Raw genomic sequence first — 24885 nt, forward strand, 5'->3', positions numbered from 1 at the left:
ATTAAGTCACAGGTCGCATAAAGCGTCCATCTCCGCCTGGATCCTGCAGGTGAGCGCACTATCGCGCACTGTAAAATGATCCGCACCGGGTATCTCTTCTATATGAATAGCAGCCTTCACGGACGCAGCTTTCCTGGCGAACGCGCGAACGGACTCATTCAGCCGGAAATTGTCGTATTGGCCGCAATAAATATGGATTCGCCCGCTCAACCATTTTCTTAACCGCGGCCATTGCGTTTGTACATATAGCGCCAGGTCATATTGCCGCCATTGGCTGACGATAGATTGATTGATAATACCGGAAGCCGGATCAAATAGATGTTGCGGTCGCCCGTTTTTGCCAGGCATACCAAATTCAGCCTCGAACGACTGCTGTTGCCCGCCATCACCTTCGAAAAGCTCGACGGCATACGACTTTCGCAGGGTCGTTTGCCATTCACCATTCAATAAATAAATACCACGCTCCCGCCCGGCACTATCGACATAAAAATTCTGATCGCGGTAAAGATCAACGCCCGTAAATGAGGAGAAGTCCACCGGGTCGGGCGACGTTGCCCAACAACCTGAGAAGTATTGCGGATAATGTAAAGCCAGCCACAATGCCCCATATCCACCCGAGCTTTGCCCGGTTATGAAAGACTGCCTGGTACCGCGATAGTACCGTTGTACATGAGGCAATAGTTCATGCACCAATGCTGCACCCCATGGACCATTAACGCGGGAGTCAACAAATGCATGAAGTCCGTACGGTGTTTGTGATTCAGGGTTGAGATATACATAGATCTTATCTTTGCCCTGACCAATGCCATATTTGCGTTGATTACCTTCGATAGCCCCATGATAGTGGGTGCCTCCCCACCCGGGAATGATATAGACCACGGGATACCGCCCGGATGTATCCGCGTAATAAGAAGCAGGAAGAATGACGGCAGCCTTCATGTTAACCGGCGCAGCCCGGAATTTGCCTAACAGCGCCGACGGCAACACCAACTCCCTGACGTGCGAAGATGCCCTGAATTCCCGCTGCTTGAACATGGCATTTAATGTAATCGTTCCCTCTCCCTTTCCATTTGGACCGACATGCAGGATGCCTTCCTTCCTCGAATACAGATTTCCCTCGGCGCCTTTACCTCTTTCAATAGTATTGGTATCCAGTATCGCGATGAGCTTATAATACCCACTTTCCAGTGAATCAACGGGCTGCATAAACGGGACTGACCGGCGGTCGACAATTTGAGCCTGTCCGCCCGTCCAGTTACGCACTTCTATGCGAAAGGCCGGCTCCTGCTGCATCGTCTGATCGTTAAACACTTTGGTGGTATCACGGAGGGTGTAAACAAGCAGCCGGCCATTATACGGCCCGTGGAAGCCCGTCGCCAGATCAACACGAATGGTAACCTGTGCGTGAACGAACGACACACAAAGAAGACTGAATAATAGCAGTGATCCTTTCATAGTTTCAGGAAGTTATCATTATAAATCATCAATCGCCGGGATCAAGGATCGAAATGCGCAAAAGACTAGCTGAATATCAGTAATCATCCACGCATCTGCGATGGCCAGCCTGAGATTGACGATGAGTGAGTTTTCGCCGGGGTTGTAACAGACTGTAACATTTATTGCGAGTTCGCTCTACACTTGCCGGGCCTTACTATCCGGGAATGTTTTTTGCACCTGTAGCTATTGACAATTGATTGATTATCGCTCAAATCTATTCTATGTTTTACCATGTAAAAGAACTCCAATTCAATGCGCGTGTAAGTAAACCCGACCCAAAATTCGCGACTTTACTGCTGGAACAATTCGGCGGCGCCAATGGTGAGTTGGCTGCAGCCCTTCGTTATTTCGGACAGGCATTCGGCGCCAGGAACCCTTTCCCGGACAAATACGACATGCTGATGGACATTGCCACCGAGGAATTCAGCCATCTCGAAATCGTGGGCGCTACTATCCAGATGCTGTTGCAGGGAATTAACGGCGACCTGAAAAAGGCAGCCGAAGAATCTGAAATCATGTCGCTGCTGAACGGCAAGGAGGCAAGAGAGAACTACATTCACCAGGTAGCTGTAGCCCCGCAGTTGTTCGTGGCTACCGGCGGCGGCCCCGCTTACACCAACAGCCGGGCGTACCCTGGTCGGCGGCCTACATCAACGGCGATTGCAACGGCGACCTCACGGTAGATCTCCGTTCGAACATCGCGGCCGAATCACGGGCGAAAATCACCTACGAATACTTGCTGCAATTCACCGACGACCCGTATGTGAAAGAGACCCTCAACTTCCTGATGACGCGCGAAGTGGCGCACTTCCAGATGTTTGAGGCGGCGCTGGACAGCATCCAGCCGAACTTCCCGCCGGGCGTATTACAGAGCGATCCGCGGTACAGCAACCTGTACTTCAACATGTCCAACGGCGCCGCCGTACGCGGCCCCTGGAACCAGGGCGAAAGCTCACAGTTCGGTGAAACCTGGCAGTATATTGATGATCCGGTGGCCTACGTACTGGAAACAAACGGTCTGCTCGACGTAGCACCTACCGGCACACCGCGTACGCCGGAAGGTGTCGCGGAAATAGACAAAGGCATGAGTAAAGAAAGAGGAATGGAAATAGACGCCGCAGTGCCCATCGGCGAACAGGCATGGAGCCAGCAAGAAAAAGATAAACAAGCTACGGATGAACCAGCTAAAGGAAAAAAGAAACGTAAGTAGCGAAGCCACGCAGCTGAGTGTCGTGTTTTACACCGACCCGGTTTGCTGCTGGAGCTGGGCTATGTTACAGACTATAGAAAAATGGAGGGCAGCCAGTCCGCATACCATTCACATGCGTCTTTGCATGGGGGTATGCTGGCCGGCTGGCCCCATTACCGCGACGACATGCGCGCCGTGAGCAAACCCGTACAAATGGGGCCGGTGTGGCTGGAAGCGAAACAAATGACAGGGGTCAGTCTTGACGATAGGATCTGGTTCCTTGACCCGCCTGCCTCCTCCTACCCCGCATGCCTTGCCGTAAAGGCCGCTGCGTTACAATCGCCCGAAGCGGCGGAGTTGTACCTGAAAGCGGTACAGCAGGCGGTAATGACCGGCGGTAAAAACATCGCGAAGAAAGAAGTACTGCTCTCCGTGGCAGCCGATCTCGCCACCACGCGTCCCGAATTTGATGCCGTACTGTTCAAGGAACGGCTGCAAAGCAAAGCGGCAATTGCGGCGTTTAAGGCCGATCTCGCAGAGGTAGACAGTGCCCGCATCACGCGGTTTCCTTCACTGGTACTCAGCAGGAACGGCGTATCGCGGAAGCTGCTGCTGACAGGCTATCGTCCGTTAGAGGCGCTGGAGGCAAGTGTAGAGCAACTATTAGCAGACACATAAAATGATCTTATGGTAGCATTACTGCCGGACTATCCACCGCACGTGGCAGCCTACAGGGCTTCAGGATCGGTAAGCCAGGAAGAATATCAGCAGGTGGTGATGCAACGCGTGGAGCAGGTGGCAGATATCTACGGTAAAATAAACTTCCTGGTATTGCTGGATACTGACTTTTCGAACTACAGCATCGGCGCGTTGCTGAAATACCTTTATATCAGCTTCCGGCATTTCTTTAAATGGGAGCGGATGGCGATTGTTTCCGAAGAAGCCTGGGTGCGGCGGGCCTACGATATGCTCAGTCCGTTGGTACACGGCGAGGTACGCGGCTTTAAGCACGAAGAACTGGCGGAGGCAAAGCAATGGGTTTCCGGGCCGCTGAAAACATAAGTACTTTTTCATCGCAGCAAAACATGAAGGGAATGGGCAGGCGCCCATTCCCTTTTTCTATCGTTTCAATTGCTTCGTCAATAACACACCCACTCCTACGACCAGCAGTAAACCCGCAAAAGCAGCCAGCGCCCGTACACCTTTACGGCGCGGCGGCACGTACTGCACCCCATTGCCGTCTGCCTGCGCAGGTTCCGCCGAATACCGCCCGTGTTCGGGTACGGCCATTTCATTAAAATGCCCGGCGAGTTGCTGCAGCTCCCGTAATAAATATCCGCGCACGGGTTTCCCGTGCCCCGTAGCGACGACTACCGGCTTTAACGCCGCCAGCCGCTTCACGGAACGCTCGGCCGCCTGCCAGTCGCAGGTAAAATACCTCGGCGGGCCGCAGATTTCTTTTCGTTGTTGAATGATGGCCATCAGCGATTCCTGCTTTGTGGTCACAAACGCATCACCGGCAATCAGCACACCATCGGATTCGCGGTATAGGCTCATGTGGCCGGGCGAATGCCCGGGTGTATGCAGGCAGCGCCATTCAGGAAAACCGGGGATCGTATCATTATCGGCCAACGTCATCAGATGCCCGCTGATGTCAATGGGTTTGTTCGGATAAAGACCGCTCATCAATGTCATCAGTCCGCCACCGGCCAGTGGGTCGGCAGGCGGATAAGCAGAACGACCGGTGAGATACGGCGCTTCGAGTTCATGTGCAAACACCGGCACATTCCAGGCGCCCAATAAGGCAGGCAGTGCGCCAACGTGATCGAAGTGCCCGTGCGTAAGTACGATACATGCAGGGGCAGACTCCGGCCAGAAAAGCGTTTCAGCCGCCTGGCGAATCTTGCCTGTACTGGTTTTTAAACCAGCATCCACCAGCATCCATTTCTTCGTGTCCTTGTTATGAATAAAATAAACATTCACGAACTTGTCACGCAGTCCCCATACGCCCGGTGCGATGCATCTCCATTTTGCGTAGGTGCGCATGTCGATAAGTTGTATCCTTTCAGCCATATCACATTACTTTCCAAATGAGGCGCTGATTTTATGCCAAAAGACTACAGATCAGTTGCTGCTGTCAGACGCCGCGCGCATGGTCGTCCTTTTTCTCGTCAAGTATGCGCTGCAACTTTTTCAATTTCGACAACCAAAACTTATCAAAGAAACCGATCCACTCCTGCAATTCGTCGAAACCATCCTGCTGTAACATACAATAGCGTTCCCGGCCAATGTCCTGCACGGTAATGAAGCCCGCCAGCTCCAGTATCTTTAAGTGTTTTGACACCGCCGGCCGGCTCATATCGAAGTGTTGTGCAATGGCGCTTATCGTCATGCTGTCGTCTGTAAGCATGCGAAGCATATACCGCCTGCTGGGATCGGCGATGGCCTGGAAGGCATCAAGACTGGGTACGCTCATAAGCCATTTTTTTGCCGATTCTTTTACCGATTTTTTCCCAACCTTTATTCATGATGAAGTACGACAGGAGATTTTTAAAACCCTTAAAGCCTTTGTGCTCCAGCAGCAATTCCGTGTGTCCGTTCACCTCCGTCAATGTCCACATGACCACTGAGTCCAGCGAAGGATTGTCTTTTGACATCCCGCCTTTCCACGTGTACGACAAGCGCTGGCAAGGCACCACTTCCAGCACCCTGCAATGCACGATACCATCGAAACCCAGTTTAATCCTTGGTTTGGTGTGAAATTGAAATGCATGCCCTACTTCGGGCTTAAAATCGTTCGGCATCAGCCATTGGGCCAGCAACTCCGCATCGGTAAGGTATTCCCATACCACGCGGGGCGGATGGGCGAATTGAAACCTGTGAACAATGGTCCTTTCCATATAAATAACTTTTAAGTTACCCAAATATATAAGTAACTTTCGAGTTACGCAATTATTTTTTTTATCCGCCTCTATTTAATCCGTTCACCGTACCTATGCTAACGGACATACGTTTTATTTTCGCTCCCACTTTAAAACCTCAAAACGGAAATCATCATGAAGAAACGAGTAGCGATCTTATTGTTCGCCAGCATTGTTGTATCCCTTGCCGCCTGTTCCAAAAATGACAACGAAACCGGTAATTATGGTAAAAACCCGAAGACTGCCGTGCCCGAAGACCTGGTAGGATACTGGTTAGCCGGCTCCACCTCTATCGGCAGCTTCTGGGGCTACGATGGCAGCTACCAGGGGGCGGGATTTGAACTGGCCATCGGTTACATGTTGTTTAAAGACGGCCGCGCGCGCGAGTATTTCTATTACACCAATACCAACAGCGGCTGCCGCTCACAGGTGCTGGGGTACAAGGAAGGTACCGTAGAAGTGGATGTGAATAACGGCACAGTGAAGTTTCATTCGGCCAGCGGTAATTATCGCGGGTACCAGAGCTGCGGCGGGTCTGACAATGGAAAAAGCAAGGCCTATGGTGCGGCCGAACTCTACCCGCAGAAAAAAGTAGCGTACGAAGGCATCGAATTTAAAAGGGAAAACGGGAAGGTCAAATCGTGGCACATTTACTACGATGATGGCTCTTCGCTGGATTTTACCAAAACCCAGGAACCACAGCAATAAACTAAAAAGACCTGTTCATTTGAGCAGGTCTTTTTTATGGTATACAATACACAATCTTCGAGATACGGAATACCCTTTAACCGGGGATGTTTGAACTCCAGCTCCCGCTTCATGCCAATTTTCTCCATCACATGAATGGAAGGTAAGTTTACCTTCGGCGCCGTGGCTACTAATTTATCCAGTTCAACAACATCAAACCCAAACTGCATACATCTTTTGGCAGCTTCCGTCGCGTACCCTTTGTTCCAGTAACGCTTATCGAGCCGCCAGCCCATATCTACACAGGGCATAAAATCAGCTTCGTACGTGGGCACATGTAAACCGGTAAAACCGATGAAGGCGCCTTCGTCCGGGGTTTCCACCGCAAAGTAAGTGTATCCCTGTTCCTCATACTCTTTCTGAAAACTGCGGATCATGTTTATGGTATCTTCCCGGGAAGGCAGATTGGGAAAATAACGCATGGTCTCGGGGTCCTGGTTGATGGCGGTCATCTTATCGATATCGGCATCTGTCCAATTCCGGAAGCCGAGTCGTTCTGAGGTAAAAACATATTTCATATCCTGCAAAAATATAAAAAGCCGGCGCAGAAAAGCCGGCTTTTTATATGCACGCCGCATGCGGAAATCACTGATGTGCGTTAAGTGTTCAGCAGAAGCGCATTCATGCGGGATGTACCAACACGGATTACCATCCTTTCTTCACTTTGAATTTCCCTTCTATCCTTGCCTGTTGCATGGTAGCGGTCCCATAGCCGGCTGGTTCTATCAGGAAAGTACCGGTAATATAACCGTCCTTATCTCCCATGCTGGTGATGGTTACACCGCCGCCGCTCACATGCGCGCCGGTCTGGTCGATGTAATAAGGTACATACTGATTACCCTCGTCGACCAGGTAATGCGCATGCGTGCCTTCCGCAGCAGCTATTTCTTTGTAAGGATGTGTACCCACCCCGCCCGTCCAGCGGATAAGGATGTAGCTGCCTGCCTGGTCGCCGTCGTCATCGGCAATTGCATAATAACCATCGCGGAAGCGGGTAGCGTAACTGGCCTTGCGGGTAATCCAGGGGCCTCCATCTACGCGGATTTGTAATTCAGCTTTTACGGGCGTGCCGTTATCGGGTGCCGGGGCAGCATTGTCTTCTTTGGCACAGGCGAGCAACAGCAGCGCGAATAATGGGGCCAATACAAAATTGCATTTCATTTTTTGGGGAGGTTTTAACGTTTAATGGGCGCAAGTTAACCAGTTGCGCGCCACTATTGACCGCACATCAGTATGAATTGGGATAACCTCTGTCTGAATTGTAAATTATAACACATCGCCGAGTATACGAATGCCTTTTTCCAGTTCTTCCGGTGTGAGCGAAGCATAGCCCAAACGTAACGCACCTAATGATGCACCACCAAACGAAAATTGCTCGGTAGGAATAACGGACACACCTTTCCATAGCAGTACGGTAGCCAGTTCCCGCGTATCGGTAACGTCGCGAAGGGAGATCCAGTAAGCCAGTCCGCCAGCCGGCTTTGTGAAAGCCGCTTTATCACCAAGATAATGTTGCAGCAACACTTCCATACTTTCCCGGCGCTCTCCATAAATGCGGTACGCCTTACGCACATGCCTGCTGATCGCACCTTCCTCCATGAGTTCCGCTACGGCATGTTCCATTACACTATCGCCCTGCACATCGATCATTTTGCGGTGCGCGGCCACTGCGGCAATAAAGGCTCCCGGCGCCAGGATGTAACCAATGCGGACCGAAGGGGCTACCAGTTTACTTAAAGAACTGATGTAAATCACGTTTGCGGCGTTTGGCAAACTGGCCAGCGGCAACATACTTTTTCCCTGGAAATGAAACTCGTGATCGTAGTCGTCTTCAATAATCGCAAAACCATATTGGTTGGAGAGTTCTACCAGCTTTATCCGTCGGTCTACTTTCATGCTCACCGTGGTGGGAAACTGGTGATGCGGCGTAACATAGATCGCCTTCAACTGCTTTTTCTTACACAACTTTTCAAGCGTTTCGATGCAGATACCTTCCGCATCTACTTTCAGTGGCAGCAGTTTAGCCCCGAATTGTGTGAAGGTAGTCCAGGCCGGCGCATACCCCGGATCCTCCACGGCGATATAATCCCCTTTCTGGATGAGTGCTTTGGCCGTTAAGTATAAAGCCATCTGGCTCCCCCTCGTTATACAGATATGACTGGTATCGGCGCGGAGGCCCCGGTCCCGCACCAGCATATCTGCAATAGCGCCGCGAATGCGATCACAGCCTGCGGGATTGCCGTAGCCCATCATGCGCCAGCGTGTATTTTGCTGGAAGATGCGGCGGTAACTGCGCGCCAGTTCGTTCATGGGCGCCAGGCGTACATCCGGCAGGCCGTCGTCGAATACGATCGTATTCTTTTTATGCGTGATAAAAGGATCGCCGGATAAGAGCGGTGCATTAAAAGAGAAGCCCGGCCTGACCGCTTCGCGTGTATGATCGCGGTAGGACGCTGTTTCCTGCGGCAGTTTACCGGATACAAATGTGCCCTTCTTATATACACTGGTCAGCCAGCCTTCCGCCAGCAAATCTTCATAAGCCAGTACAATGGTCTTACGGTTCACTGTAAGGCTCTCCGCCAGCTGCCGCGTACTGGGCAAGGGCGTGCCGGGTTTGAAACGTCCCCGTTTGATCTCCGCAATAATCCCTTCGGCAATCTGCCGGTACACGGGTTTATCACTGTGCACTTCTATGGAAAGGATCGTTTTCCACGGCCGCAACTTCTGGACCATATGTTTTTATCTTTTCTGGATGAACTGATGGGTCCAAATATACGCCACTTTTGTGATGTCATTTAATCACATCAACAACTAAATATATTGCATGCACCCGTTACAGTTTATCGTGAACAACAGATTACCAGGGGCCACCAAAGCAGGTTAACACCAGCCGGTTACGAGGCATCCTGAATGAACGAAAGCATCTAACTACCTAAATCAATACAACTCACATGAAAGGTTACACGTACGGCCAGGCTGGCCCCTCCCCCGTTACTTTACAGGACCTGGCGCTGTTAAAAAGACAGTGCTCTTTTCCGAAGAAGATGAAAAGAACCTCCGTCTTGCCGGGGAAGTGTTAAAAGATCAGACTGATGCAGTGCTCGATCTGTGGTATGGTTACGTTGGCAGCAACGAGCACCTCCTTTATTACTTCTCCAAAGATCAGCAGCCGGATACTGCTTACCTCGCCGCCGTACGCGCCCGCTTCGGGCAGTGGATACTGGACCTGTGCAACCGTCCGTACGACCAGGAATGGCTGAACTATCAACATGAGATCGCACTGCGCCATCACAGTACAAAGAAGAATAAAACCGACGATGCGAAGGCGGTACCGATTATCCACTACCGTTATATGGTGGCCTTCATCTTCCCGATTACCGCCACCATCAAATCGTTCCTGGCGAATAAAGGGCATGATGCGGCCACGGTGGAGGCCATGCACGCTGCCTGGTTTAAAGCCGTCACGCTCACCGTTATTCTGTGGACACATCCTTACATTAATAAAAATGAATTTTAAGATGAAAATAGCAGTCTGGGATACCTACGTAGTAAAAAAGATGGCGCTGTAATGCACTTCGACATCCCGGTGCCCGATAATATCGGGGCGACCGATACCGTATTCTCGTACGGCCGCCAATACCTGGCCAGTAAAGGACAAGACGGGCAACCGCTGTCCGCCAGGGAATGCCGGTTCTGTCATATTGAACAGGGTACGCCGGACATGATCGCTTCCATCGAAGCGCAGGGTTACCATATTATAGAAATGCAGGGGTGTAATTAAACAACCGCGATGGGCCGCGAACGGCGGTCCATCGTTTTTAATTTTTGTGCAGATGAACATAGCCGCCAATCTTGAACAGGTACGTCACCGCATTGCCCGTGTGGCAACGCGGGAGGTAAAGTTATTACTCGCCACCAAAACGGTAAGCGCCGAACATATCCGCACCGCGATTGACCTTGGCGCCACCCTCACCGGGGAAAACAAGATACAGGAACTGAGCGCAAAATGGCCCCTGTTGCAGGATACCGGCGCGGAATTCCACTTCATCGGGCACCTGCAAAGCAACAAGATCAAGGAAGCCGTCAAATACGCGTCCTGCATCCAGAGCGTGGACCGCATCGACTTAATTCATCAGCTCGACCGCCGCCTGCAGGCCGAAGGAAAGCGCATCGATATCTTTCTACAGGTAAATACTTCTTTTGAACCGAGTAAGTTCGGCGTTGCGCCGGAAGCCGCCATGCAACTCGCGCAGGAAGCAGCGAAGTACGATACGCTGAAAGTAAAGGGACTGATGACGATCGGGCTATTCAGTGCGGAACAGGAAAAGGTCAGGCGATGTTTCCGGCTATTAAAAACCACCGCCGGGCAGTTGCAGCAACTGGGCCTGCCCAATGCCGATTTCGGGGAATTGTCCATGGGCATGTCGGGCGACCTGGAAACGGCCATTGAAGAAGGAGCGACCATGGTACGGGTGGGTACTGCCATATTCGGGCAGCGGCAGTACGCCGACAGTTATTACTGGAATGAAAAAGGGGCTTAAAACCCCTTCTTCACTTCGTAATATTTTGTGCTCATATAAGTGAACACCTCGTTGCGCGTCGCCACATATTGCTTATTCACTGCACGGGTAATCATAATCCCAAGCATGCCGAACGCAGCGGCCAGTCCTTTTGGGTTATAGGTATTTACCAGCACCTTTTCTCCCTTTTTAAGAATGATGGCGCCATAAGTGCCTTTCTTCGCCAGCAGGAATTGTTTGCCCAGTAATGGTTTTTCAATTTTGTAAGTCAGGTGTGGAAGATTGGCTTCCAGGTCTGTTTTAATTTCTTCGATGGTACCGGGTTGAGTAAACATTGTTTTTGATGATTTTGCTGTCCAAGATATAAAAAGACCGCAAAATTTGAATTATGTTTACAGTACGATAACTCAACCGGACTAACCAAATCTTGGAGAAAAATGATATAAATAGAGACCGGGCGCTATTTTCCCGGATAGCTGAAGCAGATGAACAGGCATTCGAAGAATTGTTCCATCTCTACATGCCGCAACTCTATAAAATCATTTTTAACCTTGTTCCCATTGAACCCACGGTAAAAGATCTGGTGCAGGAGGTATTCCTGTATCTCTGGCTGGGCCGTGACAAACTCGCCGCCGTGGAAGAGCCGCAACATTGGATTTTCCGCATTGCCTACAACCGCACCTTTAAACACCTTAAACAACGGCAATTACAGCTGGGCGTTACCGGCGACGTTCCGCTTCAGACCAATGAAACGGAAGAGGCAGTTCATTTATCGGAAACGGTTCGTCTCATCCGCGAAGCCATTGCCGAACTGCCGCAACAGCAGCAGCGTATTTATCGCCTTAATCGCCTCACCGGCAAAAAGCCCGCGGAAATAGCCGCCGAACTGGACATTTCCGTACAGGCTGTCCGCAATTCCCTCACCCGCTCCGCCAAAGTCATCCGTGGATATCTCGTTAACCGGGGTATCGATATTCCCCTGATCCTGCTCCTTTTATACCGCTTCTAATTTTTTTCGGGGGATGTGTATATTTTCTGTTCCCGGGGTACTATATCATATAACATTGCTACAAAGGCCAACCAAATCAGTTGATATTATTTTAATTATAGATATTGAACAGGGAGATGATTGAAAGAGCCAACCAGCTACTGGAGCTTATCCGCACCGAAAAAGCCGGACCAGAACACTACGACGAGTTACTGCAGCTGATGCATGCCGACACGTCGCCTGAGCTTATTGCGCACATCCAGTCCTATTTTTCCCGCCATCCGAAACATGTTCCGGAGTCCGTTCCCTCATCCGGCAGCGCCGCCTGGCAACAGGTACTCCATAACGTAATAGAAGTCGATAAACCGCTGAGGACGCCTGTCCGCCCCTCCGCACCTGGCTGCGCATAGCCGCGGCAGCTGTCATCGTGGTCACGGCGGGCAGCATTTATTATCTGCAGCCCAGGACGCCCGACACCGGCGGGACAACAGCTGTGGTACGAACCACGCCTATCGAACCCGGAAAAGAAGGCGCCACACTAACACTGGAAGACGGTACAGTGGTAGCGCTCGACAGCCTTGGTAACGGCATGATCGCCGGCGCCAACGCTACGCTGCAAAACGGGCAGCTGGCTTACGCACCTGATGGTAAAAGCACGGCCTGGAATACCATCACCACACCCAAGGCCCGGCAGTTCCGCATCGTACTGCCGGATGGCACCACGGTATGGCTGAATGCCGCTACTTCCCTCCGTTTTCCCACCGCCTTCCCTGGCGGCGAACGGAAAGTAGCGTTACAGGGCGAGGCCTATTTTGAAGTAGCGAAAAACACAAAACAGCCCTTCCGCGTGAATTTAGGCGATACCGCCAGCGTGGAAGTACTCGGCACCGATTTTAATATCAATGCCTATACAGATGAACCCGCGGTCCGCACCACGCTGCTGAGCGGCAGTGTACGTGTGCGGCAAAAGCAGGAAGCCATACAGCTGCAACCGGGCCAGCAGGCCGTTATGCAAAAGCAATTATCGGTGGATAAAAATGCCAACATCGAAGGAGTCACTGCCTGGAAAAGTGGGAAATTCTATTTCGAAGGTGTTTCGCTGGAAGAGTTTATGCGGCAGGTAACGCGTTGGTATGATATTGAAGTGGAATATAAAGGCAGCACACCACAAATGCGGTTAAAAGGTAAACCTGGCCGCGACCTGGACCTGCAGGACCTGCTGGACGGGTTGGCCGAACTCGGTATCCGCTACAAAATGGAAGGAAGGAAACTAATCATTTTATAATGATCAGCATAACAGCACAATCATAACTATTAGTCCAACATGAGAGAAACGTAATGCAAAGGGGAAAGGCAGAAAAAAGCCGGAAGGTGCTTGGAACCACTATCCGGCGGGATTCAGCTAATCTGTAACAAGTCATCTCGCGAAAGAATCATTTGTTCATTCAATCAACCAAACTGTTACAAAAGTATGAAATTAATCGCTTTTTGTAACGGAAGGGGCGCCGCATGCTCGTCCCTCCCGACATCAACCAAATCTGGGATCGCCGCATTATTACAGTGCGATCCGGCAATTAAAAGGAAAGTTCTGATGCAGGTTAAACTGATCGCCATCCTGTTAACGGGTTTTATCTGTCACGTTTCCGCGAAGTCTTTTTCGCAAACGGTGACGGTCTCAGGCAACCATCTGAAACTCGAACATTTGCTGGCAGCCATCGAAAAGCAAACGGGGTACACTGCGCTTTATAATGAAGCGGACCTGAAGAATGCCGCGCCGGTATCGGTGTCGGTGAGAGACTTATCTTTAAAGTCTTTCCTGGACCTTGTTTTCACCGACCAGCCGCTTGATTACACCATCAGGCGTACCACTATTTTTATTCACAACAAGCCGGTACAGTCCACCAGGCAGGCCGACGAGCCAACAGCCGCGCTGCCGCCCGTGAAGGGCCGCGTAACCGACTCCACCGGCCGCAACCTGGCCGGTGTAAGCATCACTGTAATGCGTGGTACCGCTCCAATTGGGGTAGCGCTTACCGATGCAAAAGGTGAATTCACCATCGCAGTGGAAATGCAGGCCGGTGACCGCCTGTACTTCTCCTCCGTTGGCTTCGAAAGCCAGATGGTGACCGTTGGCAACAACGGCGCTACGATCAACGTAGTGTTGAAACATATTGTAAAGGCATTGACCGCTTTCGAGGTAACCACGGTGAACACCGGTTACCAGCGCATCCGTCCCGAGCAAAGCACCGGCGCGGTATCGCAGATGAACACCAAAGAATATGAATCCCGCATCAGCACCAACTTCCTGGATGGCCTGGTGAACAGGCTGCCGGGTCTGATGATCAACAATAACGTGAACTTCACCAGTAACGGCAACTCAAGACCGCTGTTCAACATCCGTGGTATCTCTACCATGTCGGCTAACGAAAGCCCCCTCATCGTGGTAGACGGCTATCCGACGGAACTGACCCTCGGCATGATCGACCCGAATGAAATTAAGTCGGTAACGATCCTGAAAGATGCTGCCGCAGCCACTGTGTATGGGGTACGGGCCTCCAATGGTGTAATTGTGATCGAAAGAAAACAGGCCGTTATCGGTAAGCCGAAGTTCGCTTTCCGCGCTACCGCCGGCATTACACCTAAAGAAGATTACAGCCGTTATCGCTGGGAAGACAATGCTTCCGAAATTGTAAGCAACTATCAGAAGAACCTGACATCCCTGAGCGTAGCTCCCGGCACCTGGCAGCAACTGGCTACCGGCACTGCGGGCAGCGTAACGCGCACCCGGCCGTTTTTCATCGAAGCCCAGCTGGCCGCCAATATGATTACGCGGGAGCAGGCCGATAAGGCTTACGCAGATCTTGCCGGTTACGATAATCTCAAAGATTACAGCCGTTTGTTCCAGCGCGCCGCCGTTACCCAGCAATACAACCTGAACGTATCGGGTGGTAATCCTAACGCGCTGTATTACATCACGGCTAACTATACTAACAACGCAGCCAATAATATTAAAAACTCTGACGACCGCCTGCTGCTCTCCGCGCGTACCACGCTGAAGTTCACGCAAAAACTCGGACTGGAATTAACCACCGACTACCCGGGAGTTCAACAACCGGAACGCCCCGGTACCGGGTATTACAGGCATTGCGCCGTACGAGCGTTTCCTGGATCAGAATGGCCAGTCACTCGCCGTGATGAACAGCGGCACACCGGCTCCTTTGTACAACGACATCCTCATCGCCAACGGCCTGTACGACCATAATTACTATCCACTGGTAGATGCTAACGAAATCACGGACAAAACGCATACGGTGAACAACCGCATCACCGCTAATTTTACTTATGACTTCGGCGGTGGATTTGATGTACAGTTTGGCGGCATTTACGAAACATCTACTTCAGATCTGGATTACTATGCATCCGAAGCATCTTCTGTAGCAAGAAGATATATGAACGCTTATGCCGCCCGCAATACCGACGGCTCGCTGAAGTTCAACATTCCGAAAGGCGGTTATCTGCGCCAGATGGGTACCAGCACTTCCAGCTACACCGCGCGCGCGCAGTTAAACTATAACCGCAGGTTCGCCGGCGTACACTCCATCAACGGCATCATCGGCGCCGAAGTGCGCAACCTGGTGAACAAAAGCAAGCTCGCGAGCTACTTTGGTTATAATGATGAAACCCTGCTGCAACAGCCTGTTGACTATGCCTCCATTGTCACCGGCGCACTCAGGGGCACCTTTAACCTTGGCGCTCCGCTCCAGAACAACATGACCGGGTTGTTTAACCAGCAGTACTCACAGGATCGCTTCCTCTCCGGTTACGCCAACCTGGTATATGCCTACAAAAGCACTTACTCTTTAACCGGCAGTATCCGTATCGACCAGTCGAACCTGTTCGGCACCAACCCGAAATATAAATACAAACCGCTGTGGTCTACCGGCGCCGCCTGGAACATCCACAACGAGGAGTTTATGCAGGACGTGACTGGATCAGGCAGCTGAAACTGCGTGCGGCATATGGCTTCAACGGTAACGTGGCTAAGATGTCGCTGCCGCAGGTGATTGCGGAAGCCAAATTCAATACCTACACCACACCTTCCGCCCCTTCATTGGTATTGTCGTCCATGGCTAACAGCAGCCTGCGCTGGGAACAAACCCGCAACTTTAACATTGGCCTGGATTACGCCGTGTTTAAACACGTGTACGGTACGCTGGATTACTATAACAAACGCAGCACCGACCTGTTAGGTAACGCGCAGATCGATCCGACCATCGGTACAAGTCCGTCCCTGATTAACCGTGCCACGATCGACAACCAGGGCGTGGAATTTGCCCTGCATGCCGATTGGATAGCCAACGATAAAATGAACTGGAACACAGGCCTGGTCCTGGCCCGCAACAAAAGCAAGGTATTGGAAGTTTACCAGCGCGGCAACTTCAACCCGCAAACGCTGAACACACGGGCTTCGTGAAAGGCTACCCGGTAGGCGCCCTGTTCGCTTATCGTTATGCCGGACTGGACACCGCTGGTTTCCCGCTGGTAATCGATCCGAAAGGAACTACTTACCGCACCAACGTAAACACGCTCGGCAACCCGGTAACGGCGCTGATGTCGAGCGATACTTCGGGGCTGACTTACTACATGGGCACCTCCATTCCTACGATTAACGCAGGTTTGAGCAACCGTGTCGACTTCGGCAACTTCTACGTGTTTTGCATGATCAACTATTATGGCGGATTTAAAGTAAGGGTACCAAGACCTAACCCATCGGCCAACCGCCCGCTCGAAGGCGCCGGCAACTACTGGAAAACAAAAGGTGACGAAGCAACCACCGATGTACAGGGGCTGGCGGCGTACAACAGCGCTAACTCGAACAACGCTTATAACTATGCGGACAAATACGTGGTAAACGGTGATTACATCACGCTGGCCGACTTAACACTGTCGTACAGTTTAGATAATACCGCGTTTATTAAACGCGCCGGTTTCAGCCACTTTGAAGTAAAGGGACAGGCGTCGAACATATTTACGGTGGGACTGAATAAGTATAATTACAGTGCGGCGACGAACGGCTATCAGAAGGCCTACCTGACACCGACATATACCATCGGCATATTTACCAACTTCTAAACCGTACACAAGTGAAACTCAATAAATATAATATTACCGCGCTGCTGCTGGGTTTCCTGGCACTGACCGGTTGCGATAAATACCTCGATGTTACGCCAAAGGGTAAACGATTATTATCGACCGTGGCGGATTATGACCAGTGGCTGAATGATGAGGCGCTGATTTACGGTCCCGGTATACCTTACGGGACCCTGAACTTCCTGGGCGATAATGTGGATGTACCCAACATTACCAATCCGCCGACACTGGCCGCAGAACTGGTATACACCTGGGGCGAACAGTTTTCGACCGATATTAATGTAGCGCCGTATTTCTGGGGCGAGCATTACTCCAGGATCAACAAATACAACACGTTGCTCATCGGCATCGATAAGGCCGTGGCAGGTACGCTCAGCCAGAAAAGATCACTGCGGGCAGAAGCGCTGTTAGGCCGTGCCTGGGAGTATTTTTACCTCGTAAATGAATATGGAAAAGCGTTTGATTCAACCACTGCCGCTAAAGATCCCGGCGTGCCCTTCGTAACCTCGAACGATGTGTCGCAGGTGGTACCGGACAGGAGCACCGTGGCGGAAATCTACAAACACATCATCGACGATACCAACGCCGCTGTCGACGACTTACCGGAAGATAACAGCGCCAACCGTTTCCGTGGTTCTAAAGCATCGGCATATAGTCTGCTGGCGCGGGTGTTCTTTTACGCCCGGAATTATACGGAAGCGAAGAAATATGCGGAAATGGCTTTAACCAGCACCAAAGCCATCATGCTGGACTACAACGGCGCCAATCCTGCATCTAACTTTTTAAGTATTCGCCAGGATGTGATTTATGGTAAGATGATCATCGGTAACAACACGGTAACGCTGGACTACATGCGTACTTTCGCCAAGACCGACCTCCGTGTGCGTAAATTCTACTACAACACAGACGGATATAACTTCACCACACGCGGCGCTACCCTGTATTTCCCTGCGCAGATGACACCGGTGTTTACTTATGAAAACGCAGGTACGTCCGTACAGGAAATGAAACTGATCATCGCCGAAAGCGCCGCCCGCGCCAACGACTTAACCGTGGCCCTGCAGCAATTGGACGAGGTGCGTAAAAACCGCTTTCCCACTGCTTCTTATGTACGTTTCGAATCTACCGACAAGGAAGCTGTGATCCAGGAAATACTGATGGAAAGATATCATGAAATGGGCTTCAATTGTACCCGCTGGTTCGAAATGCGCCGTCTCGACAAGGAAGGCCGCATGCCTGCTGTAACGCGTTATAACGCGCAGGGCACGGCTATATCCACCCTGGAGCCGCACAGCAACCGTTATACGTTACAGATCCCGGTACAGGCCATCGCCTTCAACCCAGGTATGCAACAGAATCCCTAATCACAAAACAGACATCATGCGTAAGATATTAATAGCAATAATCCTCCCGCTGATAGCCCTGGTAGCGGCTTGCAGTAAAGACGACAAACCTGCGATGCTGCCTGCGGGCAGTATTGCCTTTACCCGCGCGGCGGATAAAGACACCATTGAAATGCCGATCTCGATTTTAAAAGATTCGCTCATGGTACTGCGCCTGAACGCCGCTATTACCGGCGGCGCGGCGAAGTCGAACCACTGGATCAGCTTTGCCGTGGATTCGACCAAAATAAACGCGTACCGTGCGAAATATGGTGCGGCTGCACTGAACCTGCCCACCACCTCCTATATCTTTTTTAAGTCGATGACGCAGCTGCGTGCCGGTGAAACCCTGTCCGATTCCGCAGAGCTGAATATCGGCCAGCAAACGAAATTGATAGAGTACAGCACGTATGTACTGCCGGTGGTGATTAAATCGGTAGACGGTAACCCGGACGGCATTGCGACCAGCCGCGTATTGTACTTCGTGTTTAAAACCGGTAAACCCGCCGTGATCAACAAAACTGGCTGGACGATCGCCGGCTTCTCCTCCCAGAACGGCACCTCCGCTCCTGCCAACCTGCTGGACGCCGATAACCTCACCACCTTCTGGGCGAGCCTGATTACGCAAACCATGCCGCAATGGGTGAGCATCAACTTTAATAAAGAGGTGACATTTACCGCGGTGAATTACTACGTACCCACTGCATTAAGATACCCAACCCTGGGCGGTTACCCGACCACATTCCGGATCGAGACCAGCATGAACGGTACTACCTGGACGGACAAAGGTGTATTCAACGGCAACATCGTCAATAATATGCAGTCGGTAGACCTCGGTGTGACCACCGCACGCTACCTGCGCTTCACCGCATTGTCCTGCGTAAAATACTCAAACGCCTACGAAGCGGTGTTTATCAGCGGTATTGGACTGGTGCCTTAATTTAAAACCAACGTAAAAAAGATACATGAAAAAACAATTCATCCTCGCAGCCAGCTGCTTACTGCCATTAGCCACCATGGCACAGCAGGGCTTTACCATCAAGGGGAAGATAGGCAAGCTGAACGCACCCGCGAAGGCTTACCTGAATTACACGGACGACGGCCGGAAAGTTGCAGATTCCGCCTTGTTGAAAAACGGGCAGTTTACCTTCAAAGGACAACTGAAGAATCCGACATCGGCGTCTATCGTAATCAGGCACGATACCGGGTCGTTGGCTAAAAATGGTTATATGGATTACCTGCAGTTCTACATCGAGAACGCTAACATCACCGTAACCTCGCCCGACTCCGTGTTTCGCGCAGCAGTAAAAGGTTCCAAAACGAATGATGAAGACAGGCTGCTCGCCCAGTGGCGCCACCCTTACAAAAGAAGCGCCGACTCGCTCACGAAAGTATATTGGTCGCTCACGGCGGAACAGCGCAAAGACACCCTGGCCTGGCTGAAACCGGCGGGTATCATCATGCGCCAGACGCAGGCGGGTTATGACAGCGTAAGCAAAGTGTTTCTCGCGAAATACCCAACTTCTTATATCGCCCTGCGTGTATTCCAGGAGGTAGAGCTGTCGTATAACTTTAACCCGGACACCGCGGCTGTTAAGTTCGCGCGTTTCCCGGCCAGCATGCGTAATTCGGCCCTCGGTAAACAACTGCAAAAGGCCATCGAAACCGGTAAAAAAACCAACACCGGCGTAATGGCGATGGACTTCGAACAGAAAGATTCTACCGGCAAATCGGTGAAACTGTCGGATTTCCGCGGTCAGTATGTACTGGTTGATTTCTGGGCATCATGGTGTAAACCCTGTCGTGCAGAGAACCCTAATCTGCTGGCGGCATACAATAAATTTAAAGACAAAAAATTCACCATCCTGGGTGTATCCCTCGATGAGGAAAATGGTCGTAAAGCATGGCTGGGCGCTGTGAAACAGGACAACATGCCCTGGACGCAGATCTCTGACCTGAAAGGTTTTAACAGCGAAGCGGCGGTGCTGTATGGCATCAAAGCAATTCCTTCGAACTTCCTGATCGACCCGAGTGGAAAAATTATTGCGCGCAACCTGCGTGGCGATGATCTCTCGGCGGAACTGGCGAAGATTCTAAAATAAATAAACCATAGCAAAAGGGCTGACCAATGTATTGGTCAGCCCCCTTTTGCTATATATCTTTATCACTTCTCTCCTCCTGTCGACCTCCGCTCTATTAACCGCGACTTCAATACCACATCTGCCTTTGCACTGCCTTTCTTCTTAATAATCCGCAGCAGCTCCCTGGCAGCCGTTTCTCCTATTTCGAAAGCGGGTTGTGTAATGGTGGTGAGTGAAGGATTGAGCAATGCAGCTGTTTGCAGATTAGAGAAGCTGATGATCTTAATATCTTCCGGGATTCTTAATTGCATTTGCTCGCACACGCGATAAGCGACCACCGCGAGTTTTTCCACAGAAGCAAAAATACCGTCGGGCCTTTCGGCGAGCAGCATTTTATGAATAGCGGCAAACGCTTCATCATTATCAGTAGGACACTCTAAAACCAGCGGCGTTTTTGCTTCGCATATTTTTTGAGCGATTCCAGATAACCGTTCATGCGGATGGTGCCCACGGGGATGTTGCGATGCACTTTTAAATAGGCAATCTTTTTACAACCCTTATCCGTAAGGAGTTTGGTGGCAGTGACGGCGCTTTCATAATTGTCGGACGTTACTTTTACATTTTCCATTTTTTCGCTCACCCGATCGAACAGCACAAGCGGAATACCGTTGCGGTTCAACTGTTCGAGGTGTTCATTCTTATTATGTTCGTCGGTGATAGACAGCAATACACCATCTACCCTGCCATTGACCAACGTATTAATAAAAGATACCTCCAGCGCATGATCGCCATGCGTGAAGTATAAAAGAATGTGGTAGCCCTGTTCCTGTGTTACCTTTTCGATCCCGCTGATCACCAGCGAGAAAAAGTCGTTCACCATGTCGGGGATCACTACCGCGATTATTTTGCTTTCCTGTGCGCGTAAACCACTGGCGTTTGCATTCGGCTGGTAATTTAAACGCTTCGCCAGGGCAAACACCTTTTCTTTGGTTTTCGCGCTGATTTCGTGACTGTCTCTCAGCGCACGCGAAACCGTGGAAATGGCAAGGTTTAACTCCTTTGCCAGGTATTTAATGTCGATCTTGTTCATGAATCTGCTCCGGAAGCGTTAAAATACTACTATTCCACTGATTTATAAGGAGAAAAATGATGAGATTCACGGAAACGTTTCCGTAAAAAAAAGGTAAAAAGAACGCTTAATTTGCCTAAGTTGAACCACGGTTTTAGAATTCCACGAATGGATCAATAGTCAAAACAAAAACAACTTATGCGTATGTAATGGTTTTGCTGATAAGCAACGAAAGAAAAACTGGGTAAATGATGTAATAGTAATGATGTATTAAATGATGTAACAAGTTCCGCGTCTGTGAAGAAGGAAGTCCACGTGCGTATGCCCTGACGGGAATAATTAATCTATCTGTTGTCAATGTTTATTTTATCGCACCAACCGTGTGAACGGGTCTTTTTACGTATTCGTCAGCCAAATCGACCAATTTTAAAAACTACTAGAATAACAATTTTAGAATTCTCACGCTTATGAAAAGAACAGTTTCAAGCATGGCCCTGCTCAAGTACCAACTGTACCTGAGAGCGTCTATCGGGGTCATTATCTGTCTGTGCCTTTCGCTGGCCGCTACCGCGCAAAAGCCCGACAGTTCCGTGCTGATCAGCACCTTTAACGGCAAACAGTTATACCAGGAGGTCACCGGTGCGTTTACGCAGGTGAAGGGCCGTCCACTGGAAAATGTACCTATCATCAACAACTCCAACCGCTTGCAGGGTACACTGGCCGGACTTATCGTAATGCAAAACAACGGTGAGCCGGGTAGTGAAAGCGCTGAAATCCAGATGCGTGGCAAACGCACGTTCCGCGACAACTCCCCCATCGTACTGGTGGATGGATTTGAGCGTAGCATGGAATTTCTGGATCCGAACGAGATAGAAACCATTACGCTGCTGAAGGATGCCGCTGCAACTGCGCAGTATGGCCTCCGCGGCGGTAATGGCGTAGTGCTTGTTACTACCAAACGTGGTAAGGAAGGACCTATTAAGATAACCTTCAATGCCCGCGGCGGTGTAAAGGCGCCTACGACTACACCCAAGCTGCTGAACTCTTTCCAGTATGCTACCCTGTACAACGAAGCGCTGACCAACGATGGCGCGGCACCGAAGTACAGCGCGGCTGACCTGGAAAAGTACAAGAACGCTGCGATGGGTGTATATGAGTCGGATATAGACCGCTACCTGTACCCGAACATCAATTGGTACGACCAGTATGTGAACGAGCAAACCTGGCAGCAGCGCTACAGCGTGGATGTGCGCGGCGGCAACAAAAACGCCCGCTACTTCCTGTCGGCGGGCTACACGGGGAACAGCGGTTTGTATAAGGTGGATAAGGCTGCCAACACTTACAACACCAACGCAGATTTTAATATGGTTACCATCCGTTCCAATATTGATGTAAACGTGAACAAACGTTTCAGTCTTACATTGGACCTGGCCGGTCGCCGGGAACAACGCACCTATCCCGGCGCCCGCGGGGATGCAGCTTTACGCGTGTTCCGCACTTTATATAAAACACCACCCAATGCCTTCCCGGTGCTGACGCCGGACGGGAAACTCGGCGGTACGAAAGACTTTTCACAGAACCCTTATGGTTTGCTGAACAAGCAGGGCTACTCGCTGTACTATGTGCGCAGCATGTTCGCCACCCTGCGCGGCAAACACGAGCTGGACTTCATCACACCGGGTTTATCTATCACCGGCGCTGTTGCTTTCGACAGCTGGTACGATATGGTGACCAACCGCAGCAAGTCGTTTAAGGTATATGACCTGCGCCAGGCAAACGGTAACGTTGAGTACAACCCGAACGGCAGTATCAAGTACGTGGAAACCGGCTCCGACACGCAAATGGGTTCCGGTGTGGAATACCCCGGTACCCGCCGTATCCTGAACTACGAAGGTGCATTGAACTACCAGCGTACGTTCGGGCTGCACGCGGTTAGCGCCGTAGCAGCGGTGAACCAGCGTATCATCTCTTCTGAAAATAATGAGAACATTCCCCGCGCCTATCTCGGCTCGAACGGACGTGTATCTTACGCCTATAATAAACGTTACCTCGCGGAGTTCAACTATGGCTTCCAGGGTTCCGAGCAGTTTTTACCTGGTAACAAATTCGGTTTCTTCCCTGCGGGATCTTTGGGCTGGGTGATTTCTGAAGAGGCCTTCATGAAAGACGCGACCTGGGTGAACCTGCTGAAACTGCGTGGTTCCTACGGCATTACCGGCAACGATGATGTGGGCGGTTACTTCCTCTGGTTCCAGAAGTACCAGAGCGCCGGCGGCCCTAACTTCGGTTACACCTCCGTAGGCTACAACGGCTTCCAGGAAACAGCTTTCTCGCTCGACAACGTCACCTGGGAAAAAGTGCATAAAACAAACGTGGGTATCGACGTGACCCTGATGAAGAACAGGCTGAACTTCTCGTTCGACTACTTCTATGAGAAGAACAACGACATCATGATCCAGCCTGCGCTGCCATACATCATGGGTATCCGCTTCCCGGACTTCCCGATCGGCATCATCGAGAACAAAGGCTTCGACGCTTCCCTGCAGTATACACAGCCGGTTGGCGACGTGGAACTGTCGTTCATGGGTAACATTACCAGCGCGAAAAATAAAGTCCTGAACCGCGGTGAAGAGAAACCGCTCTTCGCTTACCAGGCGCGTACCGGCCGTCCGTTAGACGGTATTTACGGCCTGCAGGCGCAGGGACTGTTTAAAGACCAGGCGGAGATAGATGCCAGCCCGAGACAAACATTCGGCCAGGTGAAACCCGGTGATATCAAATACAAGGACCAGAACGGCGATAACGTGATCGATGCCTATGACGAGGTGTATCTCGGTCAGGGTAACTTCCCCACGATGCAATACGGTGTTGGCTTTGGCGCTAAATATAAAGGATTTGACCTGGGACTGATGTTCACTGGTCACAGTGGTCAGCAGCTGCCGCTCACCGGCGAGTCTATCTGGGAATTCCACGATAACGGCACCGTTCGCGATCATCACCTGGGCCGCTTCAACCCGGAAGATGCGACTACCTGGGAGAATGCCTCTTATCCACGACTGTCGCTCGCCAACAAGGCTAACAACCAGCGCACCTCTACTTACTGGTTAAGAGATGGTAAAATGGTACGACTGAAAACAATGGAACTGGGTTATACGCTTCCCCAGCAGATCGCTAAAAAGATCAAACTGGACAACCTGCGTATTTATGCCAGCGGCTACAACCTGTTCACCTGGTCTTCTACCGACCTCGTAGACACAGAAGCCCGCTCCGGCCACTATGTGCTGTATCCGATCCAGCGTATTATTAATGCGGGTATCAGTGTATCCTTCTAAACGTTATG

General features: G+C 51.0%; 29 protein-coding genes. 19 read left to right on the top strand and 10 right to left on the bottom strand.

The window, feature by feature from the left end:
- Positions 1-6: 6 nt before the first annotated feature.
- A complete protein-coding gene (locus MKQ70_RS15105; protein ID WP_248072301.1) occupies positions 7-1455 on the bottom strand; it encodes an alpha/beta hydrolase in 1449 nt (482 codons plus the stop codon).
- A 263-nt stretch (positions 1456-1718) separates the two neighbouring features.
- Between MKQ70_RS15105 and MKQ70_RS38520 the strand changes: the two genes are divergently transcribed.
- Genes MKQ70_RS38520 through MKQ70_RS15120 form a run of 4 tightly spaced genes read left to right on the top strand, consistent with a single transcriptional unit; the run spans position 1719 to position 3748 of the window.
- A complete protein-coding gene (locus MKQ70_RS38520; protein WP_282456540.1) occupies positions 1719-2180 on the top strand; it encodes a manganese catalase family protein in 462 nt (153 codons plus the stop codon).
- Entirely contained in the window at positions 2147-2707 is a 561-nt protein-coding gene (locus MKQ70_RS38525) for a manganese catalase family protein (RefSeq protein ID WP_308199471.1), read from the top strand. The genes MKQ70_RS38520 and MKQ70_RS38525 overlap by 34 nt, the downstream gene beginning before the upstream one ends.
- A gap of 42 nt (positions 2708-2749) precedes the next feature.
- Entirely contained in the window at positions 2750-3364 is a 615-nt protein-coding gene (locus MKQ70_RS15115; protein WP_248072302.1) for a DsbA family protein, read from the top strand.
- A 9-nt stretch (positions 3365-3373) separates the two neighbouring features.
- A complete protein-coding gene (locus tag MKQ70_RS15120; protein WP_248072303.1) occupies positions 3374-3748 on the top strand; it encodes a SpoIIAA family protein in 375 nt (124 codons plus the stop codon).
- A 57-nt stretch (positions 3749-3805) separates the two neighbouring features.
- On the opposite strand, the gene MKQ70_RS15125 is transcribed toward MKQ70_RS15120, so the two are convergent.
- From MKQ70_RS15125 to MKQ70_RS15135, 3 genes are all read right to left on the bottom strand, one after another.
- Positions 3806-4759, bottom strand: a complete 954-nt coding sequence (locus MKQ70_RS15125) for an MBL fold metallo-hydrolase (RefSeq protein ID WP_248072304.1) — start codon at positions 4757-4759, stop codon at positions 3806-3808.
- Between the two features lie 64 nt (positions 4760-4823).
- Positions 4824-5162, bottom strand: a complete 339-nt coding sequence (locus MKQ70_RS15130) for an ArsR/SmtB family transcription factor (RefSeq protein WP_248072305.1) — start codon at positions 5160-5162, stop codon at positions 4824-4826.
- Positions 5143-5586, bottom strand: coding sequence for an SRPBCC family protein (locus MKQ70_RS15135; RefSeq protein ID WP_248072306.1), 444 nt, complete (start codon positions 5584-5586; stop codon positions 5143-5145). Before MKQ70_RS15135 ends, MKQ70_RS15130 begins: the two co-directional genes overlap by 20 nt.
- Before the next feature lie 156 nt (positions 5587-5742).
- Here MKQ70_RS15135 and MKQ70_RS15140 point away from each other — a divergent pair, with 156 nt between their 5' ends.
- Entirely contained in the window at positions 5743-6315 is a 573-nt protein-coding gene (locus tag MKQ70_RS15140) for a hypothetical protein (protein ID WP_248072307.1), read from the top strand.
- On the opposite strand, the gene MKQ70_RS15145 is transcribed toward MKQ70_RS15140, so the two are convergent.
- From MKQ70_RS15145 to pdxR, 3 genes are all read right to left on the bottom strand, one after another.
- Positions 6261-6872: a GNAT family N-acetyltransferase gene (locus tag MKQ70_RS15145; protein WP_248072308.1), complete on the bottom strand. Its 612-nt coding sequence runs from the start codon at positions 6870-6872 to the stop codon at positions 6261-6263. The genes MKQ70_RS15140 and MKQ70_RS15145 overlap by 55 nt on opposite strands.
- 127 nt (positions 6873-6999) lie before the next feature.
- The gene (locus MKQ70_RS15150) at positions 7000-7515 is read right to left on the bottom strand and encodes a hypothetical protein (RefSeq protein WP_248072309.1); all 516 of its coding nucleotides are present in this window, start codon (positions 7513-7515) and stop codon (positions 7000-7002) included.
- Positions 7516-7620: 105 nt separating this feature from the next.
- Positions 7621-9087, bottom strand: coding sequence for a MocR-like pyridoxine biosynthesis transcription factor PdxR (pdxR, locus tag MKQ70_RS15155; RefSeq protein WP_248072310.1), 1467 nt, complete (start codon positions 9085-9087; stop codon positions 7621-7623).
- Positions 9088-9379: 292 nt separating this feature from the next.
- Between pdxR and MKQ70_RS15160 the strand changes: the two genes are divergently transcribed.
- Genes MKQ70_RS15160 through MKQ70_RS15170 form a run of 3 tightly spaced genes read left to right on the top strand, consistent with a single transcriptional unit; the run spans position 9380 to position 10895 of the window.
- Positions 9380-9871, top strand: coding sequence for a protoglobin domain-containing protein (locus MKQ70_RS15160; RefSeq protein WP_248072311.1), 492 nt, complete (start codon positions 9380-9382; stop codon positions 9869-9871).
- Positions 9872-9922: 51 nt separating this feature from the next.
- On the top strand, positions 9923-10135 hold the full coding sequence (locus MKQ70_RS15165) for a DUF2024 family protein (RefSeq protein ID WP_248072312.1): 213 nt from the start codon (positions 9923-9925) through the stop codon (positions 10133-10135).
- A gap of 52 nt (positions 10136-10187) precedes the next feature.
- The gene (locus MKQ70_RS15170) at positions 10188-10895 is read left to right on the top strand and encodes a YggS family pyridoxal phosphate-dependent enzyme (RefSeq protein ID WP_248081389.1); all 708 of its coding nucleotides are present in this window, start codon (positions 10188-10190) and stop codon (positions 10893-10895) included.
- Here the strand turns inward: MKQ70_RS15170 and MKQ70_RS15175 are convergent.
- Positions 10892-11209, bottom strand: coding sequence for a hypothetical protein (locus tag MKQ70_RS15175; protein WP_248072313.1), 318 nt, complete (start codon positions 11207-11209; stop codon positions 10892-10894). The two genes, MKQ70_RS15170 and MKQ70_RS15175, sit on opposite strands and share 4 nt — an antisense overlap.
- Before the next feature lie 92 nt (positions 11210-11301).
- On the opposite strand from MKQ70_RS15175, the gene MKQ70_RS15180 reads away from it, so the two are divergent.
- From MKQ70_RS15180 to MKQ70_RS15225, 10 genes are all read left to right on the top strand, one after another.
- A complete protein-coding gene (locus tag MKQ70_RS15180; RefSeq protein ID WP_248072314.1) occupies positions 11302-11883 on the top strand; it encodes an RNA polymerase sigma factor in 582 nt (193 codons plus the stop codon).
- Positions 11884-11987: 104 nt separating this feature from the next.
- Entirely contained in the window at positions 11988-12272 is a 285-nt protein-coding gene (locus tag MKQ70_RS15185; protein WP_248072315.1) for a hypothetical protein, read from the top strand.
- Positions 12273-12289: 17 nt separating this feature from the next.
- Positions 12290-13147: a FecR family protein gene (locus MKQ70_RS15190; protein ID WP_248072316.1), complete on the top strand. Its 858-nt coding sequence runs from the start codon at positions 12290-12292 to the stop codon at positions 13145-13147.
- A gap of 306 nt (positions 13148-13453) precedes the next feature.
- Positions 13454-15124 carry a SusC/RagA family TonB-linked outer membrane protein gene (locus MKQ70_RS15195; RefSeq protein WP_248072317.1) on the top strand — a complete coding sequence of 557 codons (1671 nt, stop codon included), beginning with the start codon at positions 13454-13456 and terminating at the stop codon, positions 15122-15124.
- Positions 15081-15866 carry a hypothetical protein gene (locus MKQ70_RS15200; RefSeq protein ID WP_248072318.1) on the top strand — a complete coding sequence of 262 codons (786 nt, stop codon included), beginning with the start codon at positions 15081-15083 and terminating at the stop codon, positions 15864-15866. Before MKQ70_RS15195 ends, MKQ70_RS15200 begins: the two co-directional genes overlap by 44 nt.
- Positions 15794-16336 (top strand): TonB-dependent receptor domain-containing protein, encoded by a 543-nt coding sequence (locus MKQ70_RS15205; protein ID WP_248072319.1) that lies wholly within the window; start codon positions 15794-15796, stop codon positions 16334-16336. The genes MKQ70_RS15200 and MKQ70_RS15205 overlap by 73 nt, the downstream gene beginning before the upstream one ends.
- A complete protein-coding gene (locus tag MKQ70_RS15210; protein ID WP_248072320.1) occupies positions 16333-16995 on the top strand; it encodes a hypothetical protein in 663 nt (220 codons plus the stop codon). The genes MKQ70_RS15205 and MKQ70_RS15210 overlap by 4 nt, the downstream gene beginning before the upstream one ends.
- 11 nt (positions 16996-17006) lie before the next feature.
- Entirely contained in the window at positions 17007-18377 is a 1371-nt protein-coding gene (locus tag MKQ70_RS15215) for a RagB/SusD family nutrient uptake outer membrane protein (RefSeq protein ID WP_248072321.1), read from the top strand.
- A gap of 16 nt (positions 18378-18393) precedes the next feature.
- The gene (locus MKQ70_RS15220; protein WP_248072322.1) at positions 18394-19335 is read left to right on the top strand and encodes a discoidin domain-containing protein; all 942 of its coding nucleotides are present in this window, start codon (positions 18394-18396) and stop codon (positions 19333-19335) included.
- A gap of 25 nt (positions 19336-19360) precedes the next feature.
- On the top strand, positions 19361-20497 hold the full coding sequence (locus MKQ70_RS15225; protein WP_248072323.1) for a TlpA disulfide reductase family protein: 1137 nt from the start codon (positions 19361-19363) through the stop codon (positions 20495-20497).
- Positions 20498-20559: 62 nt separating this feature from the next.
- On the opposite strand, the gene MKQ70_RS15230 is transcribed toward MKQ70_RS15225, so the two are convergent.
- Positions 20560-20955, bottom strand: a complete 396-nt coding sequence (locus tag MKQ70_RS15230) for a substrate-binding domain-containing protein (RefSeq protein WP_308199472.1) — start codon at positions 20953-20955, stop codon at positions 20560-20562.
- Positions 20913-21566, bottom strand: a complete 654-nt coding sequence (locus MKQ70_RS15235) for a LacI family DNA-binding transcriptional regulator (protein ID WP_248072324.1) — start codon at positions 21564-21566, stop codon at positions 20913-20915. The genes MKQ70_RS15230 and MKQ70_RS15235 overlap by 43 nt, the downstream gene beginning before the upstream one ends.
- Before the next feature lie 446 nt (positions 21567-22012).
- Here MKQ70_RS15235 and MKQ70_RS15240 point away from each other — a divergent pair, with 446 nt between their 5' ends.
- Complete coding sequence (locus MKQ70_RS15240; RefSeq protein ID WP_248072325.1) at positions 22013-24877, top strand: SusC/RagA family TonB-linked outer membrane protein; 2865 nt, start codon at positions 22013-22015, stop codon at positions 24875-24877.
- Positions 24878-24885: the final 8 nt, after the last annotated feature.

Source organism: Chitinophaga sedimenti, from assembly GCF_023156195.1.
GTDB lineage: Bacteria > Bacteroidota > Bacteroidia > Chitinophagales > Chitinophagaceae > Chitinophaga > Chitinophaga sedimenti.

Bases quoted from the DNA above. Each gene is read 5' to 3' on its own strand.
- MKQ70_RS15105 (WP_248072301.1), bottom strand. From the start codon at position 1,455: ATGAAAGGATCACTGCTATTATTCAGTCTTCTTTGTGTGTCGTTCGTT.
- MKQ70_RS38520 (WP_282456540.1), top strand. From the start codon at position 1,719: ATGTTTTACCATGTAAAAGAACTCCAATTCAATGCGCGTGTAAGTAAA.
- MKQ70_RS15120 (WP_248072303.1), top strand. From the start codon at position 3,374: ATGGTAGCATTACTGCCGGACTATCCACCGCACGTGGCAGCCTACAGG.
- MKQ70_RS15125 (WP_248072304.1), bottom strand. From the start codon at position 4,759: ATGGCTGAAAGGATACAACTTATCGACATGCGCACCTACGCAAAATGG.
- MKQ70_RS15130 (WP_248072305.1), bottom strand. From the start codon at position 5,162: ATGAGCGTACCCAGTCTTGATGCCTTCCAGGCCATCGCCGATCCCAGC.
- MKQ70_RS15135 (WP_248072306.1), bottom strand. From the start codon at position 5,586: ATGGAAAGGACCATTGTTCACAGGTTTCAATTCGCCCATCCGCCCCGC.
- MKQ70_RS15140 (WP_248072307.1), top strand. From the start codon at position 5,743: ATGAAGAAACGAGTAGCGATCTTATTGTTCGCCAGCATTGTTGTATCC.
- MKQ70_RS15145 (WP_248072308.1), bottom strand. From the start codon at position 6,872: ATGAAATATGTTTTTACCTCAGAACGACTCGGCTTCCGGAATTGGACA.
- MKQ70_RS15150 (WP_248072309.1), bottom strand. From the start codon at position 7,515: ATGAAATGCAATTTTGTATTGGCCCCATTATTCGCGCTGCTGTTGCTC.
- pdxR (WP_248072310.1), bottom strand. From the start codon at position 9,087: ATGGTCCAGAAGTTGCGGCCGTGGAAAACGATCCTTTCCATAGAAGTG.
- MKQ70_RS15165 (WP_248072312.1), top strand. From the start codon at position 9,923: ATGCACTTCGACATCCCGGTGCCCGATAATATCGGGGCGACCGATACC.
- MKQ70_RS15170 (WP_248081389.1), top strand. From the start codon at position 10,188: ATGAACATAGCCGCCAATCTTGAACAGGTACGTCACCGCATTGCCCGT.
- MKQ70_RS15175 (WP_248072313.1), bottom strand. From the start codon at position 11,209: ATGTTTACTCAACCCGGTACCATCGAAGAAATTAAAACAGACCTGGAA.
- MKQ70_RS15195 (WP_248072317.1), top strand. From the start codon at position 13,454: ATGCAGGTTAAACTGATCGCCATCCTGTTAACGGGTTTTATCTGTCAC.
- MKQ70_RS15220 (WP_248072322.1), top strand. From the start codon at position 18,394: ATGCGTAAGATATTAATAGCAATAATCCTCCCGCTGATAGCCCTGGTA.
- MKQ70_RS15225 (WP_248072323.1), top strand. From the start codon at position 19,361: ATGAAAAAACAATTCATCCTCGCAGCCAGCTGCTTACTGCCATTAGCC.
- MKQ70_RS15235 (WP_248072324.1), bottom strand. From the start codon at position 21,566: ATGAACAAGATCGACATTAAATACCTGGCAAAGGAGTTAAACCTTGCC.
- MKQ70_RS15240 (WP_248072325.1), top strand. From the start codon at position 22,013: ATGAAAAGAACAGTTTCAAGCATGGCCCTGCTCAAGTACCAACTGTAC.